At 58.1% G+C, this 15,973-nt stretch carries 13 protein-coding genes and 1 pseudogene; 5 read left to right on the plus strand and 9 right to left on the minus strand.

The genetic code is table 11. The annotated features are described in order from the left end of the window. Positions 1 to 33 precede the first annotated feature (33 nt). Positions 34 to 900 carry a type III secretion system inner membrane ring lipoprotein SctJ gene (gene sctJ, locus ACNJX9_RS35445; protein ID WP_057741024.1) on the minus strand — a complete coding sequence of 289 codons (867 nt, stop codon included), beginning with the start codon at positions 898 to 900 and terminating at the stop codon, positions 34 to 36. A gap of 9 nt (positions 901 to 909) precedes the next feature. Next, positions 910 to 1,422: a nodulation protein NolB gene (locus ACNJX9_RS35450; protein WP_439406716.1), complete on the minus strand. Its 513-nt coding sequence runs from the start codon at positions 1,420 to 1,422 to the stop codon at positions 910 to 912. A gap of 193 nt (positions 1,423 to 1,615) precedes the next feature. Between ACNJX9_RS35450 and ACNJX9_RS35455 the strand changes: the two genes are divergently transcribed. Both ACNJX9_RS35455 and ACNJX9_RS35460 read left to right on the plus strand, forming a co-directional pair. Continuing rightward, on the plus strand, positions 1,616 to 2,308 hold the full coding sequence (locus tag ACNJX9_RS35455; RefSeq protein WP_162268299.1) for a nodulation protein NolW: 693 nt from the start codon (positions 1,616 to 1,618) through the stop codon (positions 2,306 to 2,308). A 108-nt stretch (positions 2,309 to 2,416) separates the two neighbouring features. Next, positions 2,417 to 2,566: pseudogene (locus ACNJX9_RS35460) on the plus strand (IS630 family transposase); the annotation flags it as partial. A gap of 418 nt (positions 2,567 to 2,984) precedes the next feature. On the opposite strand, the gene ACNJX9_RS35465 reads toward ACNJX9_RS35460, so the two are convergent. From ACNJX9_RS35465 to ACNJX9_RS35475, 3 genes are all read right to left on the minus strand, one after another. Beyond that, positions 2,985 to 4,679 carry an outer membrane protein gene (locus ACNJX9_RS35465; RefSeq protein ID WP_439406718.1) on the minus strand — a complete coding sequence of 565 codons (1,695 nt, stop codon included), beginning with the start codon at positions 4,677 to 4,679 and terminating at the stop codon, positions 2,985 to 2,987. 1,807 nt (positions 4,680 to 6,486) lie between these two features. After that, complete coding sequence (locus ACNJX9_RS35470; protein WP_057741020.1) at positions 6,487 to 6,693, minus strand: hypothetical protein; 207 nt, start codon at positions 6,691 to 6,693, stop codon at positions 6,487 to 6,489. Positions 6,694 to 7,201: 508 nt separating this feature from the next. Then, positions 7,202 to 7,969 carry an outer membrane protein gene (locus tag ACNJX9_RS35475; protein ID WP_439406721.1) on the minus strand — a complete coding sequence of 256 codons (768 nt, stop codon included), beginning with the start codon at positions 7,967 to 7,969 and terminating at the stop codon, positions 7,202 to 7,204. Between the two features lie 656 nt (positions 7,970 to 8,625). Between ACNJX9_RS35475 and ACNJX9_RS35480 the strand changes: the two genes are divergently transcribed. Together ACNJX9_RS35480 and ACNJX9_RS35485 are read left to right on the plus strand one after the other, a co-directional pair. Continuing rightward, the gene (locus ACNJX9_RS35480; RefSeq protein ID WP_439406723.1) at positions 8,626 to 9,219 is read left to right on the plus strand and encodes a hypothetical protein; all 594 of its coding nucleotides are present in this window, start codon (positions 8,626 to 8,628) and stop codon (positions 9,217 to 9,219) included. 314 nt (positions 9,220 to 9,533) lie between these two features. Then, positions 9,534 to 10,034: a hypothetical protein gene (locus ACNJX9_RS35485; RefSeq protein WP_439406724.1), complete on the plus strand. Its 501-nt coding sequence runs from the start codon at positions 9,534 to 9,536 to the stop codon at positions 10,032 to 10,034. Between the two features lie 324 nt (positions 10,035 to 10,358). Here ACNJX9_RS35485 and ACNJX9_RS35490 read toward each other — a convergent pair whose 3' ends face one another. Beyond that, positions 10,359 to 10,637, minus strand: a complete 279-nt coding sequence (locus ACNJX9_RS35490) for a hypothetical protein (protein WP_057741012.1) — start codon at positions 10,635 to 10,637, stop codon at positions 10,359 to 10,361. A 371-nt stretch (positions 10,638 to 11,008) separates the two neighbouring features. Next, entirely contained in the window at positions 11,009 to 11,206 is a 198-nt protein-coding gene (locus ACNJX9_RS35495) for a hypothetical protein (RefSeq protein ID WP_439406726.1), read from the minus strand. A 188-nt stretch (positions 11,207 to 11,394) separates the two neighbouring features. Between ACNJX9_RS35495 and ACNJX9_RS35500 the strand changes: the two genes are divergently transcribed. Next, positions 11,395 to 11,583, plus strand: a complete 189-nt coding sequence (locus tag ACNJX9_RS35500; protein ID WP_245316624.1) for a hypothetical protein — start codon at positions 11,395 to 11,397, stop codon at positions 11,581 to 11,583. A 1,446-nt stretch (positions 11,584 to 13,029) separates the two neighbouring features. On the opposite strand, the gene ACNJX9_RS35505 is transcribed toward ACNJX9_RS35500, so the two are convergent. Beyond that, on the minus strand, positions 13,030 to 13,536 hold the full coding sequence (locus tag ACNJX9_RS35505) for a GNAT family N-acetyltransferase (protein WP_439406728.1): 507 nt from the start codon (positions 13,534 to 13,536) through the stop codon (positions 13,030 to 13,032). Between the two features lie 386 nt (positions 13,537 to 13,922). Further along, positions 13,923 to 15,827 carry a beta-L-arabinofuranosidase domain-containing protein gene (locus ACNJX9_RS35510; protein ID WP_439406730.1) on the minus strand — a complete coding sequence of 635 codons (1,905 nt, stop codon included), beginning with the start codon at positions 15,825 to 15,827 and terminating at the stop codon, positions 13,923 to 13,925. Positions 15,828 to 15,973: the final 146 nt, after the last annotated feature.

The following is a 15,973-nucleotide window of genomic DNA, read 5'->3' on the forward strand; positions in this document are numbered from 1 at the left end:
GACGCCTTCGATGGCTCCATGTCGAACGCTACCCTAGGCGGCATTTGGGTTAATCGCCTTGCGAACGACCTCGATAGCGGACGCCGCCGAACGTCCGCCAACCGCGGCTACCTTGGGAGATGATTGCCTGCGCTGCCGTACACGAGCGCTCAGCAAGACGTAGGACAGCACACCGAATACCGCGCCACCGAGACCCGTTCCGACCGCAAGCAATGGCGTTGAAATCAATCCAGGCGCTTGGGCGATTGCAGCCGCCGGCGCCGGCCGCTGTTCGAGTGCAGGCCGCTCGACCGACACAAACACCACAGCCACCTTGTCGTAGGATAGGCCCTCGATGCTGTTGGCAACGAGCATCTTAATCTGCGGCAGCAGGATTGAGAGATCGGCCCTGGAGTCATGCCGGATGAAAACCGACGCCGAAGATGGTGTGGCGTCCCGTCGCAGCAGGTCGTTTTTCGGCAGAACAACATGGACGCGCGCTGACAGAACACCGTCGATATCGCTGATCGTACGCGACAATTCCTCGCTCAGGGCATAAACGTAACGGGCGCGCTCCTCGGTCGGCGAAGCAATCAGGCCCGCGGCGTTGAACACTTCCCCGAGACTCTTGAAAGAGTGGTGCGGCAGGCCTTCGGCATTCAGCAGGTCGATCGAAACGGCAATTTGGTTCTGCTCGACCTGGATCGTGCTGGTCCCGTCCTTGGCCGCAACGCGGACCGAATCGACCCCGTTCTTAAGGAGGACCGCAAGCATCTCATTCGCTTCACGTTCCTGAACTTTAGTGTAGAGATCAGCTTTGCAACCAATAAGAGGAAGAAGGAGCGGCAGTAGAGCCAGGGCGCGATGCCGCTTGTGGGATGGGCGCTCGTGGCCGCTTTCGCGACAGATTGAACCAATCATTCGCCCCACTCAGCCCGCCGATATCAGCTTGTTCAGTGATGAACTAATGCTGCCAATGCCATTCGAAATGAGCGTTACCTGCATGACGCTGTCAGAGACATCCTTCAGATTCGTCATCATCGCCTCGAAGTTATCTACGCTGCGAGGGGCGCTCGACAGACGTGTTTCCGCCGCGCCCGGTTGCCGCAAAAGGGGCTGCGACGCCGACCCAGGCTCTACAGCCTTCGCAAGAGTGGCCCCACCGCCCGCCGCGACGTGTGGAACTGCATTGACCCGATACAGCGAGGAAAGATTCTGGAGGATGCGCTCGCCCAGCGGACTAGCCTGCGTTGTTGTTCGCCAAACTTCGGATGCCGGGGGAACAGGCGCTACTTCTGTCACTGGAGGCGTAACGTCCTGAGACGCAGACACCTGCAAAAGGCTCTGTTGGAACTGGACCTGCTCGCTGACCTCTGTTGGCCTGCAGGTCTTGGACAGACTTTCGGTCAGGTTGGGTGAAATCGGCGCAGCGCCTATTATCATAATGGAGGGACCTTGCTCTCTTCGAGACGTGATGAGACCGGCCGTTCAAGACCCATTTACAGCCCAATGTCCTAGAGAGGCGAGCTGACGACAAGCTGACGAATTCGCCCCCTCCCGGCGTCATCTAAAGATCACGTTTGGTCTCCAAGTTTGCGTGACTTCACTCCCGTTGGCTAAGTCAAAGAAAGCGAGAATGCTCATCCGATCCATGATCCCGTGCGTTTTGAACGCAGTTCTGTGTTTCGGGGTTTTCATTTCGACCGGAACACAGAAGGTGCTCGGCGCTCCCCTGTCCCTGCCCTCGGCGACCTATCGCTATTCGGTTTTGGATCAGGAGCTCCCTGCCGCGCTGCAGGAATTCGGCAATAACCTCAATATCAGAGTTAGCATTAGCGGCGAGGTGAAGGGACGGATTCGCGGGCGCATGCCGGATCTGGCACCGCGCGAATTCCTCGACCGTCTGACGAACCTCTACAATCTTCAGTGGTACTACGATGGGCTCGTGCTTTACGTGTCTGCCGCGAAGGAAGCACAAACTCGTCTGCTACTACTGGGCCCGATCAGCTTCGAGGCGTTCACGGCCGCCCTCGATGCGCTCAATATCTCGGACGAGCGGTATATCATCAGACCGGCGCCCGGAGATGGCCTGGTGTTGGCGTCCGGTCCACCACGCTTCATCGCACTCGTGGATGAGACGCTCAATGGGCTGGTGGCCCAAGCGCAAGCGCGACCACACGCTATCGAAACGCCTCAGCGGGACTCTGTGCTGATGTTATTCCGCGGTTCCTCGGCGACGATCATTCGAGATGGTCGACCCGAAGGCCCCTACTCTTTCGACACCCCCCGCCAGGAGGGCGTGCCTGCGCATGCGGTCGGCCAGAGATGATATAAGGGCAGGTCGGCCGCTATTCGCCCCCATCTTGGCATGGTAACGCTACTCTATGATTGCGAACTTGGGACTCAGGACACTGGAGCAATCGCCCAGCTGAGTGAACCGATTTGGATTGAAATCGAGAACGTCTTCGCCAAGCTCAAGGCACTCTTGCGCAAGACCGCGGAGCGAACAGTCGATGGCCGCTGGAGTGCGATCGGCCGCAGCATTGACCGCTTCACACCGACCGAATGCCGCAACTACTTCAGATAAGCTGTAACATGATGGGCGGGTGTGCCATGCCGATCCGGCGCATTGCGCGAGATAGGCAGATTAACCGCCTCGATCCCGAGCACGCACCTCGCGCAATGGCACCCCTCTATCGCGATCTCAACGAGCGATAGTCCGCTGGCGCGATGTCATGGGCCGGCGCCCACGATGTGCTGGTCTCCCTTGGCTACCGCGACCAAGCGCTCAAGATCGAACCGTTCGAATTGGACAAGGCTCGCGCGCGCGCAAAGAGCACGGTTGATGAGCCTCACTCGACGCGCCTGTTCGCTACCGTCATCGCCGGACCAGGTTCCCCGATACCAATTTAATCGGCGCCAAACTGGCGCCGAGGTCGGTGTCATTACCAAAGCTTCGGAAAGATATCGAAGAGGCTTGGAGCTTGGCCTTAGGTGTGATCTTTTCAATCGAACCTATAGGACGCCTGAAAGAACGTACCCCAGCGCTCCATGCTGAACTTCGAAAACTGAGTACCGCTGATCATTCCCGGGCCACGACAGCCTGTGCATCTCACTTCGCTGTCCTTTCTAGTCCACATTGCCCAATAGCGCCCGCCGACGCCGACGCTGAAGTTCTTGGTGATGAAGTATGACAAGACGCCTTCCACCTGGACCCCGCCACCACCATTGCCGCGTTGCTCAGCGAAGGTGGTCGCGTCCCGCAAGAGATGGTTGTCACGCCCCTTGAAATCGGTCCAAGCCAGGTAAGCGACGTCCGCGCTCAATCGCCAGCGCTCGGTGAGCATGGTTTCGGCGCTTAGGCCGACACGAGCTGCATTCCACTGAGTATTCTGGCTGCCAACGATCCTGTCGTCGCCTCTCGCAAGACATGGCCTTCGGGGGTTAACCGTTTCTACGCATCCGGTCGAGTCGGAGCTCTGGTCGTAATAGGTCCAACCGATAAATCCTCCAACCTTGTAGTTAGCGCCGCGCAGGAAATCGTAACCCGCATCGGCGGTGTAATAGCTGAACCTCCCGTTTGCTTGGTCTGATACCGAGTTGACGTAGGGCAGCGTTAGCGCTCCCCAGCGGAGGCTCCAATCTTCATCGTTATCGTTTCCTTTATCGAAGCGCCCAAGGCCAATGTTGCCCTTCAGGAACACTCCCCACGGGCTGTCGGCCCGACCAAATAGCTCCCCGGAAAGTCCGTCGAGGCCGTGGTAGGTGAGCCTTGATACAAGAATGTTAGGATCTATAGTACCGATCCCGCCGGGCACACCGCGCAAACCGCTGGCGTTCCATTGGAATCGCCCCCGGCTGAGCCAAAGCCGGGAGCCGCCTTCGAACGACCAATCGGCCGTGTAAGCAATCGGCGGCGCACCGGCGGGTTCTTGCGCGTACAGCGGCGCATCGGACCATTGCGCCGTCCACGGGTCGGCGCCAAAGTGGTAGTTCAACCCGATCTTTCCGATGTGATAGTCGCTGGACAGGCCGGTTGTGTTCGCCGGAAGAATCGCGAACGGCGGATCCTGCACCGTCGGAGGCGTTGCGACACTCGGTCCGCCGAAATGCAGATAGTCATACTCAGCTGTAACCGACCATGCAGGCGTAAGCGCTTGCTCCACGCCCAGGCCGATGACGCCACCTAGGCGACCATAGTCGAAATGGGTTTTCGCGTGCGGCAAGCGGTCCCCCTCGTAGTTATTGACGACGTCGCCCTGATTGTTTTGCCAAGCCACGCCTCCCTTGAGATAGGCCAGCGTGCGGCCCAGCGCGCCGAACGCGTAACCGACGCGGCCGGTCGCGGTCGCAAAGACGCTCGGACCTGCCTTGCAGTTTGCACTCACAACAAAGCCGGAGGCGGCGAGGCAGGTATTTGTGCCCTCGGAGACAACGCCGCTGGCGTCGAGTTCGACACCAAACACCCAGCCGTTCTTCTGCCAATTGTAGCCGATCTGGCCACCTGCAAGGAACGCCGGCGTATCGACGATGCCGCCATAGATCGACGGGCCATAGGAATTGCTGAAGGAGGTTCGGCCGTAGCCGCCGCCGACGTGCCCCCCAATATAGCCACCGGACCAGTTCCACACCGCCGCGGGCAGTTTCACTTCTGGCTCAAGATCTGCCGCGTTCGCTGCACCGCTTGCGACGAGCGCCATTGTCGTGGCTCCCAAAAGAAGAACTCCAGATCGCATCCAACACTTCCCTGCATTTTCTCGCGCACGACCGAGCGCCCTTAAGTTATCGCCGCAGCAAACCGCCGGCGCGGACCAGACGCTAACAGCGACGCGCGCCGAGTCCGTCCCGAAGACCATCGCACTGCGATTGATGATGATGCCGCAAAGAGAGCAAGTCGTGTGCCGAAGTGAATTCGCAGGCTTTGCAGGCACTTCCTCGTGGCGGTGTGGCGTCAAGTTGCGGACATTGTCTCAATAGCGACAGTCGCCTAAGGTCGAGCCGCTGATCCCGGCAAGCGCAAACGATATGGCGAGCGCGACGTTCAGTTGACGGGCGGAAAATGCTTAATTGCAGGTCCAATGACGACCGCGCGCTTGAGTTCGACAACATCGTTGCGGGGCGGCGATTGTGGTGAGGCTTTTTAGCTACAAACCCGTCAGAGGAAAGCGCGAAGGGATTCGACTTTTTTGTGTGCCACGCGTTAAAAACGCAAGAGCAAGATATCTGCGAGGGGCGCCTGCATCTCAACGTCACGGCAAGGGCAGCATAAGGCCGGATGATGTTTGGTCGTTTACACCTGGGGGCGTAGCGCATGCGGGATCGCGGGCCTTGCGGACGTCTGGCACCTTCCGCTTAAGGCTTTCATAGCAGTGTGAACAGCTCAGAAATCGGCCAAAAACTCGCGAAAGTGGCATTGAAATGCACGCCTCGATGATAAAGCCGTCGAGTTGTGGACCATCGGGAGCGCCCGGGCCTTAATCAGTGCAATTCGCCAGCAGTGTTTTCGTCAGCAAGCAAGAGCTAAGGCCGTGCGAGGCACGGACGAAGAGGGGCTAAGACGTGCCCTTGCAACCTTCTAGATGGCCGCCCCTCAAGACTGCGGTAGGGCCCATGAGCCTCTACCGAATCACTAGGTGCCATACAGACGCACTCAGGACAAGCGGAGCATGCATCCTGCGCGGCTCAACGAAATGCGGGCGCGTCAGCTTCTCGACAGCTTGCCCCGGGCTCGGATGATTTTGGACCTAAGGCTACCGTAGACCAGCAGAACTTTGACCAACCATCCGATGTAACGGCTTGGTCGCAGGTGCAACGCGCCGTGTCGGAAGAGCAGCAGGCGGGCCAGGTCGGCAAGAGGGCTTCGAGCAGCATTTGATCGAGGCGAGCCGAGCCGGCCGCGATGCCCGACCGGGGCGCGCGCTAGCCTTTCCGAGTGTGTCTAGCAACGGCCAGCAGTCGCTGGAGCGAGTCGATGGGTACACTTGCCCGGGGGAACCTCCTGCCATCATGAAAGGGCCTCTGCAGCGACGAGCATAACACAGCTGAGTTGAGAACCGCGAAAAGGCCGAGGAACTCTAGTCTGGAAAGCGTTGTAATTGACCGGCAGCAGCGAGATCGCAAATTCAGGTGGAGTGTGGAGCAAGGCCGGCGCCTCGGTGCCGCAGCCGGCTAAGTCAAGGGGATTGTCATACGGGCCCAGTGGGGCAAGCGGCCTCTTTATTCCGAGGTTGCTCCGATATTTTGAGGCTTGAGGACGCCCCCGTCGATGACCCCACCCGGGCGACGCCGTATGTAGCCTCTCTTCTTGGCTTTAACCATTGGCTATTCGCAAACGACAGACCGAGCATTGTTGCTCGGCTGGACAGTAAGTCGCTGAGCGATGGCGGTGACATACACGAGTTCGGAGCGCGTAATAAGAAAAGACCGATTAAGGAACTAGAGGTGCTCTCTTATGTATGCCCCCGCTGAAGACCCCAGGTTGCGGCAATGAATCGGGACCGCTGCTTCCTAGCCGCCACCATGCCTAAAAAACGGCAGAACCTTGCGATCTTCTTCGCTGGCGATCGTTGCAAGTAGCTCAAGCTGTTTGGCCAACTCTGCAAAGCTCTTCGAGATGCTAATCAGAGTGCTCAATCGCTTTGGCGAAATGTCACCTGCTCCTGCCAGAGCCTTATAATGACTTGAGAAGTCGCGGCATTCGTCGGCTGTCAGCATGGCCGGATCACCTGATGTCTATGGACGCGCCAGTCACCTCGGAAGGCGCCCTGTGTTACTTTGCTTTTCGCTCAGCGGCCTCAAAGAATCTCAATCCAAGCTCTGTCAGGTGACCTGTGTCGCGGTCAAAGCACCTGAAACTTTGTGCTGCTTGCTGCTTGATCCAGAAACCAAGTCATCGGCTTTCCACATCTCGGACAAGGCTCGCGCCTGACGTTCATGGCGTCTGCCCGCAATCTTTTCGTAGTGGTGAGGTGGCGTCCATTGCGGCATCGTAAAACAACGAGGCTATCTAGAACTTCTCATTGACGACGCGGATTATTGCAGCATCACGCAAGCGAACCGCCCGAGATTCCCCCGCCAAGCAGACCCGGCAGATCACGCAGCTGCAGTCCGCGACGAGCTCGACGTTGGCCCGAGAGCGCTTAGCGCCATTAGCAATCTTCCCGCCATTCACCAAGTCAAACAAGATGGAGAGACGCGAAGCTCCAGCGTCTGTTCTTGCAAATCAATATGTCGCGGGAACGGGAGCACCCCAGCGATAGTTCCCGCGGACCATACCGATGTCGACGTCCTGACCAATACGGGCCGTTCCTGCAAAAGCCCCCACCGGTACACCCACTATTCCGGTTGAAAAGAAATCCACGTCCCGATGGCTCAGGAACAAGTGATCGTACTCAACGCCGACGGACCAGTTCGGAGCGAAGCCAAATTCAAGGCCCGCACCGACCGCTCCGCCCCAGCGGGTTTCGCTACCGTTGTTGAGGGTGAGCCCGGTCCCAAAATCGTAGACACGGTATTTGTCCCGGACAACCGCAGCGCCGCCTTTTACATAGACCAGGACATTATTCCAGGCGTAACCGATTTGGCCCGTCATTAGACCGAATGCATCGAACTTGGCTTCATCCTGGACGCCTGCGAAAGCGAGATTCGCGTTGGAGCCCTTGAAATTGCCCCAGTTGCCCTGGGCCTCCAGGCCGAATACCGAGTTCGCTATCTGCCAGCGGTAGCCGATCTGACCGCCGACGGTACCTCCGGTCGCATTCTGGCATCCCATTGCAAGGGGCGGAGCGATGACGAAACCTCCGGCATTGACCACGTCCCAGCACTGATGGGCCGAGCCACCACCGCCATTGAGGCCGACGTAGAAACCAGTCCAATCGTAGATCGCAATGACCGCAGGGGACGTTTTGGTGTAGGGCCGCGGGGCCAGATCAGCGGCAGCGGCAGGAGCGGCCAGAGCAATGACGACCGTGCCCAGCAGGACTTTTCTCATTCTTCTTCACCAGTTTCGAATTCCCTAACGGTTTTGTCGCGCACGAGTGGCATGCGTCCATCATCTCCATCAAGTGCAAACGTTGGTAGTTGACTGTGCCCTCCCATAGGCTTGTCGAAGAAGAGTATTGCCGGGCCGGTAGCGATGCAGCATGCCGCCTGCCGATTAAGTGGTCCAAAAGGCCGGTTCGATACCATTTCCGCGTGCAACGCACTTCTCGCGAAGTCGAAGCTCCCTTGCAGGGGAAAATGCACGCTTCAAGGCTTCGAAGCTCTCTCTGTGACCGTCGGATATCTATTATTGGAAGCGCCGCGCTGAAGAAGGGCCACGCAGCACTCGCGCGCATACCGATCGTGTTTATCGCCCCTAGCAGTTTAGCGAGAGACCGGACGCTTCGTTATTGAGGCGGAGTTGCTCATTCAAGGCTCCAGACAGGGTAATGGCGCCAAGTATCGTCAGATTTCGCTGCACTGGCGGGCAAATGGGCATCGGCAGGAACAGCATCGTCTTCACACGTAACACACACGCCGAGTCACGGTTGCGCACTCTTCTGGCCAGCCAATTCTGATAGGTGCCTCTTCCTGGTAGGTACCCCGCGGGTCTTTCGAGGATACGATCCGTCGATATTTAGGACCCAACTGCGTGGGGTAAGAGAAATGACTGAAAGGCGCATGCTTTGGTTCGGTGTCGGTCTCGTTCTCTGCTTTGGTCTATGGCTCGCTTTGGCGTGTAGACTGGCCGGAAGCAACGATGGCGCTCGTGCCGCCGACAGCGCCACTATCGACAAAGTTAAGTCAACTTGGCGCGCGCAGGATGCTGATACAGCCGAGCAAATCTTCGCCAAGGTCTCGACGGTAGCACACTTCGTTCCCAGGGAATTGGAGCTTGACAGAAAGACCGACACAGGTGAGCCGGTTGCGGTTTCATGGGCCAAACGGGGTGTTAAAATAGAGAAAGATTATACGGTCGCTTTGGAGTGGGCACCGGATGGCACAGTGAGGCTTGTGACGCCGTGTGCAAAACCGATTGAACCAGGCTGGCAGTCGTTCGCACACTCGCCTATTGCTGACGAAATAGTAAACAACGAAAGGGGCGTGAAGCGCCGCCGTTTACATGATTTTACGAATGTCAATTTCGTGACGACAGCGCAAGGCAAGCTGGGCGATCATCCGCGGCGTGGTACTTGCAGGATAGGCGATACTGTTGGAGGGCACTATCTCCTGTTGGGGGGCACTACCTGCCGAAGGTAGACAATCAACCGGCCGCCAAGGGCAGCCTGCGACTGCGTGGAGCTTGTTTCAGGGCCTAGTATTAGACACGCAACGTCATCATTTTCGAGAAGTACGAAGGGCGGGATTGGGGGCGCAATCGTTCCTTGGCCAAGCGTATCGAGAGCTATGCCCCAGGCTCCCGGTTTGATCCTGCAAACCGAAGGATCAGGAAGCGTTCGATGCGGCACGGAAAGCGTTGACAAGATGACAGCAGAAAACAAACTCGCGGTGCGGGGCCCGATCATGGATAGCGAAGACGAATAAACCCGCGATAGGCTGATACGTGCCATCGCATGCGCAGAGAGACGCAATCGATACAGAACGCGACGCCGACGCTATTTTTGGGCACGATGCCGTTTGCGGCGCGCGGGCAGCGCGGCGATTGCGACCGCTATCATCCTCTTCAACCGCGACTGCCGGCGCTGCGGTACCATGGACGGGGGAGCCAACGCGTCCATTTAGCCGGTATTGAGCGCGAGCATCGTCCAATTTTTGAGCGGTCAGCCTCGTTGCCGGCCTTCGAAACGAGCGATACTGGGTGCTGGCGATCGAAGGCGTCCTTTGGTATCGCTCGCTCTCTCCAAGAACATTCTTGCCGCACTGACGGCTCGGCCTTCAGCGGCTTGACGATCGCGCTCGACTTGCTCAGCCAGATCTGTACCGTCATCGTGTCTCGGATAGACATCGATCCCGCTCTCATGCATCGCGTCGCGGTGATCGGCTCGTGCACGCTCGACGTTCTGCGCACAAGCGGTGATAAGCCTGCTTTCAACCTGTGGGATGGCCCACAGTAGAGCTATCTGGATCTCGTCCTGGCGGGCATCGTCACCGAGCTTCTGGGTCTTGTCGCCGTGATCGTGCTGGACGGTCTCCTCGGAGCGTTTCAAACGGCGCGCGCGATGACTTGAGATCAGAGAATCAGCAATATTTCACAATACTGGTGGTACCAACAAACCACGTTATCGGGTTACAGGGATTTATCACGCGGAATAGGGTCCGGATCAAACCTTGGTCGGCATTGACGCTCTAGAATCACACATTGACCGCAGCCTGGTTTAGTCAGTCGCTACAAATATGCCAGTCGGGGCGCGAACGACTGCCGCATTTTAGTGCGTGCTTCATGTTTTCCAGGGGCGCACGCAATCCGTTTGATCGTTGAGATATTTCAGCATGACATTGCACGCGCGCTCGGCTTCGGCAAGACTTTGGAACGGCGAGCCGATAACTCTGATCGCGCAACGGCGCTGGTCAAACGGGCGCCATGACGCGACGTAGCCGAGCCTTCCGCGAAAGCCGGCACCGGTGGGAGTTTCAAAACTGATCACGAACGAATAACCGTCGCCGTTTGCGCTCCATATCTCCATGTCTTCGACGGCACGATGGAATTGCAGGCTCATCAGGGTCCGCTCGCCGGACGATCGGGCGGTCATCTCCCCCTCACCGCTCCAAGTTTTTACTTGAGGTTCTTGCCGCGGAGTTCCTCGTAGCGGGATTGGCGCCGGGAAACCCGTTCAGCCAGCATGGAAACTGAACCGTGATAACCCCAGCGCATCGCATCAACATGCAACCGGGATCATCTCGCTTAGCAAGCAGCATCGAGCGCGGGGTCCCGCGCTTTCGTTTTGCATTTTGCCCGGCTTCTCGCCCCTCCAAAACGATACAACAACGCCAGTCCGAAGTCTCGCGCCGAAATTTCGCACGCGGGGCAATCGCGGGTTGCTCGCGGCGCAATCGGAAGCGAGATGATTTTAGCCAGGTCCCGATTGGTTCAGCCCGCGGGGATCTCAGCCGCGGAGTCCTTCCGGCCTTCGCAACCGCCCTTGAGGTATTCGCCCCTCAGTTCGTCATCATTGACCGCGATCATGGCGTCGGTATCGTCCAGAGCGACTTGCAAAGGCACATCTGCTTCAAATTGTCCTTCGGCATTGCTGGCACTTTTCTTCGATCTGGCGGCATGATCATGCACACGAAGGGCCGTTTCCCCAGCTACAGGAAATGGTGGGTCGAACAATCTTGACGCATGGAGCCTAAATCGCCATTGGGAGCACAGTTGGAAGAGACGCGCGGCCTCTAAGAGGCCGCATTCTCTGTGATAAGCAGGATTTGAAAGCGTGGGCGTATGGCAGCGCAATCAGAGGCGAGAGGAGGATTTCGATGTTCGAGGCTAAAGACTACCGCGTGTGTTGCCACCACTTCGTCACGCCGACCAACCGCGTTGTCTATCCGGCGCAGGAACCCTTGCTAACCTACTCTGAGGCCCTCCGGCACGTGCAGGCCGAGCAGGCCAAGGGCCACATGGTGGCCTGGGTCATCGACCGCGCCGGAGCAAGCGCGACCGAATGAAATTGGTGGTTCGAAGGTATTCGTCCGATGTTGATTGACCGCTAGCCAGTGTGCGGCGCTTGTCGACATCAATGTTTCATCCATTCGGTTCCGATCGGGGAAGCTAAAGGTGTCGAAGCTTTAGCAATCCACAAGAGAAATCGAATGGACGTCCATGAGAATGCTCGGCTCGCCGCGAGGTCGAGAGCGCATTGTTCGGCTGGTGCAGAGCGGGGCGGATGCCCGAGGCCGCCGCACGAGCCGCAGGCGTCTGCCTGCCCGCGGACCGCTCGAAAGTGGATTGATGGGTATTGCCGCGAGACCGTAAGGGGACTGAGCGATCGTTCACCACGGCCGCATCGTCTGCGCAGCCCGACGCTCCAGCCGTGATCAACCGAATCGAGGCTTCGCATCGTTAGCGCATGACAGGCAAGCAGATTGCCAAGGAGGTCGGTCGGTGGCGACGGTGAGCCGGGTGCTGCGCCTCGGCCTCAACAAGCTCAAGCCACTGGAACGCCGCCCCGGTGCGCCGCTACGAGAGCGAGCATTCCAGCGAGCTCATCCATATCGAGTTAAGAAGCTCGACAGGTCGCGAGGCCCGGCCATCGCATCACCCGGGCTCGCCAGAAAGGCGAAAGCCGCGGCGGCACGAGTTCATCCATGTGCCGATCCATGATGCCTCGCGCCTATCCTTCTCCCAGATCCGGCGTGATACGAATTTGTTGCTCAGGAAGAGCAAGAGGAATCGGCTTTGGTTTCGAGGGAACAATACGTGTCGGCGGTTTCGAGGGGCTTGTTGCCGCGATATCTGATCGTAAGCGTCCACACAGGCCACTTTTCGGGTTAGGCCTGGGGTGAGGCTCGTCAGTTTTTCGACAGATTGCCTGTGTACAATTCGGTTTGAAGCTAGCGGCGCGTGGTAGGGACAGCGCTCCCCATCGTGTGTGGGCCCCCCGGAGCGCCGAGTCACGTCGCCGCTAACTTTACCTGATCGTCTGACGTTAGGCACACAATTGACCTTCCTGAATCAGGATTCTCGCTCAAGCAGGCTTACGAAATATTTTCAAAACACATTTTTGGCTTAGCCCAGCGAAGAGAAGAGCTGTGTTTGCGTACAGAGGTGGGGAAATTCTAGTTCCGGTTGGTCCAAACTTCTGTCCCGGTGCAACTTCGAACGGACTTAACTTCTTCTGGAGGAAATAAACAGCGGCAGGTCAGCGTCAGCTGAAGTTGCCGATGGTGATGCTGATCGGCGGATGGCTATGTCCGTCAGCCGCATTTTCTGATGATGCTGATAGGATTATAACAACATCATAGGATCGAGCCCGACGCTCGCTTCGAGCTAGCGATTTGCGGTCGTGGCCAGATCGACCTTCGGCTCAAGGAGTGGCCCGCGAGACACCCGATCAGTGCCGTGGAGAAAGGCGGTGATCAGGAGCGCTCCATGAGCCCCCCGCGTTTGGGATATTACGCCGAGACAAGCTCGCTAAGCATGTAGGTCGCGCCTTTGCCGTAGGATGCGAGCTTTGCGCTCATTTCCGCGTTCGTCGTGACGGGCCGAAAACCGAAACGTTCCCATAGCGGCCGTGTGGTGTAGATCGAGACGAGCGCGAGAGCCGAAACGCCTGACGAGCGTGCGAGTTTCTCGATCGTCGCGACATAGTCACGTGCCACACCACCGCGTGCATGTGGCAACACCGCGATGTCGTGCACGTAAAGGCAGTCCGCATCGTCGGGCAATCGCTCGAGCAAGGCGTCGAGCGGCGGGATCCAATGCTTCTTCCAGGGATGAGCAAGCCCGTAGCCGACGATCGCTTCGTCCGCGGCGAGCACGCGGCAGCCATCGGAACAAAGTCGCATCTTTTCCGCGAACACCTCGGGGCGCTCGAACAGATCAGGATGAATGCGCGCCGCGATCGCGCTGATCGCAGCAAAGTCCGAAGCGCGGGCGGGACGCCAATTTGGCTTGCTCATATCGGTGCGTTGCTCTGTCCTCATGCTACTAGTTTATTCCGTCGCGACGATGCACGCAGCGAAAATCTCTGCCGCTGTCTCAGAGATACCCCGCACTCGACCGCGCATCGTGATTTAGCCTAAGTGCCGCAGCCGGCTTAGAGTCGGAGCGGTCGCGACGCCCCCTCACCCAAAATGCTTTTTGTCCGATCATGCAGCGCTTGATCAAAGCCAGCAATCGTTGTCGCCTTTGGGCCTTACTAGCAGTCCATTCGATCAAGCGACTAGCGGGCCAAGTCAACTGGGACAGGGAGCCGCGCTCTGTCCAACTTGGTCGAATTGCATAAACGCGACCAGACGCGCGGCAATCTCGATTTGAAGTAGTCAATTCCCAACTATTGAGGCTCCTACGGCTTCCAGTCAGCTTCGTCGCAACACTTGAAGTAGACCGCGCTACGCCGCTCGTACTGACTGAAAAAGGGCACGAAGGTGAGGTCAGCGGGGCGAGTGCCGCGTTGCGCTCGGAAGAGAAGGCGATCCGAAACCACCGGCTCAAAGGCCCTCGATCCCTCTTTGCCCACAAAAACAGGCTCGACTCCGCTCCATTCCATATCCGCAGAGCCGAGATCCGCGGCCAATACGAGTGGGCCGTACATGGCGGTGACCACATCCTGAGAACCTCCAGCCGTCTCGAAGCGCAGGTCCAGTGGCAGATTGAGGCAGACCACGTCGCCCTTTTTCCAGCTCCGGTTGATCACGGCATAGCCATTTACCGGCTTAGAAGGTAGGGCCTCACCGTTTACTCTGATATCAGCGCGCCCATTCGCCCAGCCAGGAATGCGCAGTGCCACCGCGAATCTGTCGAACTCCACTGCAGCGAGTGTAAGCTTGATCTCAGATTTAAAGGGATACTCGGTTTCAAGAATAAGTGCGACGCCTTTGGTTTGCCATTGTGCAGTGGAAGGGATGTACAAATTCACGAAGAGCGTGTCCTCCCCTTCCCAAAAGATAGAGTCGCCGTGCTTCGCGTGGCTTTCCATTCCAGTGCCAACGCAGCACCAGAACGCTTCCTCACTCGGACTTGAATATCTGCGTGCCGCACCAGTCCTCATCGGCATATAATAGGCAAAACCGGCCGTCTCTGGGTTATGGGCCGCCATGACGTGATTGAGATGCGCGCGCTCGTAATAATCGAATAGCGCGCCATTCGGCGCCCAGGAATAGAGGTGTCGTGTGAGCTTGAGCATGTTGTAGGTGTTGCAATGCTCGCATGTGGAGTCCATGAGGTGTCGCGCCGTCGTATCGGGCTCAAAGAAATACTCCCGTTCGGCGTTCCCCCCTATAACATAACTGTGGTGCTGCGTTACGCGCTCCCAGAAGAAGCGAGCCGCATCGCGTGGCGTATTCTTGCCGGAAAGCTCATGGATGCGCGCGAAACCGACCACCTTGGCGATCTGTGTGTTGGCGTGCATGTAGGCAAGCCTGTCCTTGCGCGCGACCAAAGGATCGAAAAGCTTGCGGTCACAGATGCGTTCGGCGATCGTCAGCCAGCGCTGATCGCTCGTGCGCGCATATAGCTCGGCGTAGCTCTCGTTCAGGCCGCCAAACTCGCACGAAAGCAGCTTCCGCATTTGCTCGTCGGTCAGCGCATCGAAGACTTGCGCGACGTAGCGGCCAAGCATAATGGCGACCTCAAGCGCTGTCGCATTATCCCAGGCCCCATGGACGTCCAAAAGCCCCGCTAGTGTCTTATGAACGGTGTAGAGCGGGACCCACGAGCCGTTGACATTGAACGGTTGCGGTTCGATTTCGCCGCGTCCGATCTCTTCAAATACTTCTTGCGCATCCACAATCCGACCGTTCTTTGTCCTTCGGCCGAGTGCACCGACATAGCCGTTTTTACGCTTCGATTGGCAGAGCGCGATCTCGTCCACGATGTAATTGGCCCGACGGCGACACTCGCCGTTACCAGTCTGCTGCCAGGCGAGCACGAGAGCGCTCATATAGTGGCCGAGGGTGTGTCCGGCTATCGTGTCTGACTCCCAGCCGCCATAGATCGGCGCCTTTGGCTTGAGACGCGCGTATTTGCGGTAATTGTGCAGTAGACGATCCGGGCTAAGCGAGAGTAGGAACTTGATGTTGCTCTCGACTGCGGTCGCATAATGTGAAGGGCGAAGGCGCACATCGGTCAGCGGCAGTGGATTGGCCTGCAGTGGAGATTTGAACGCGGCCGTCGCGGCGCCCGTCTGGACCGCACCGCAAAATGCCGTCGTCGCCACGCCCACCATCCATTCACGTCGATTGTTTCTCATTGCGGCGACTCTCTACCGGCTGAACTGCGTTTGCGACGATATCGGGCGCTATTCCAAAAGAAACTTTGAGATCGCATCAAACGCTCCGATGTGCGTTTTCCCAGGGTCGCCTTTTTGCCAGGCTCATCCCAGACGACATCGTGGAT

It is taken from the genome of Bradyrhizobium sp. BLXBL-03 (genome assembly GCF_051853015.1).
Taxonomy (GTDB): domain Bacteria; phylum Pseudomonadota; class Alphaproteobacteria; order Rhizobiales; family Xanthobacteraceae; genus Bradyrhizobium; species Bradyrhizobium manausense.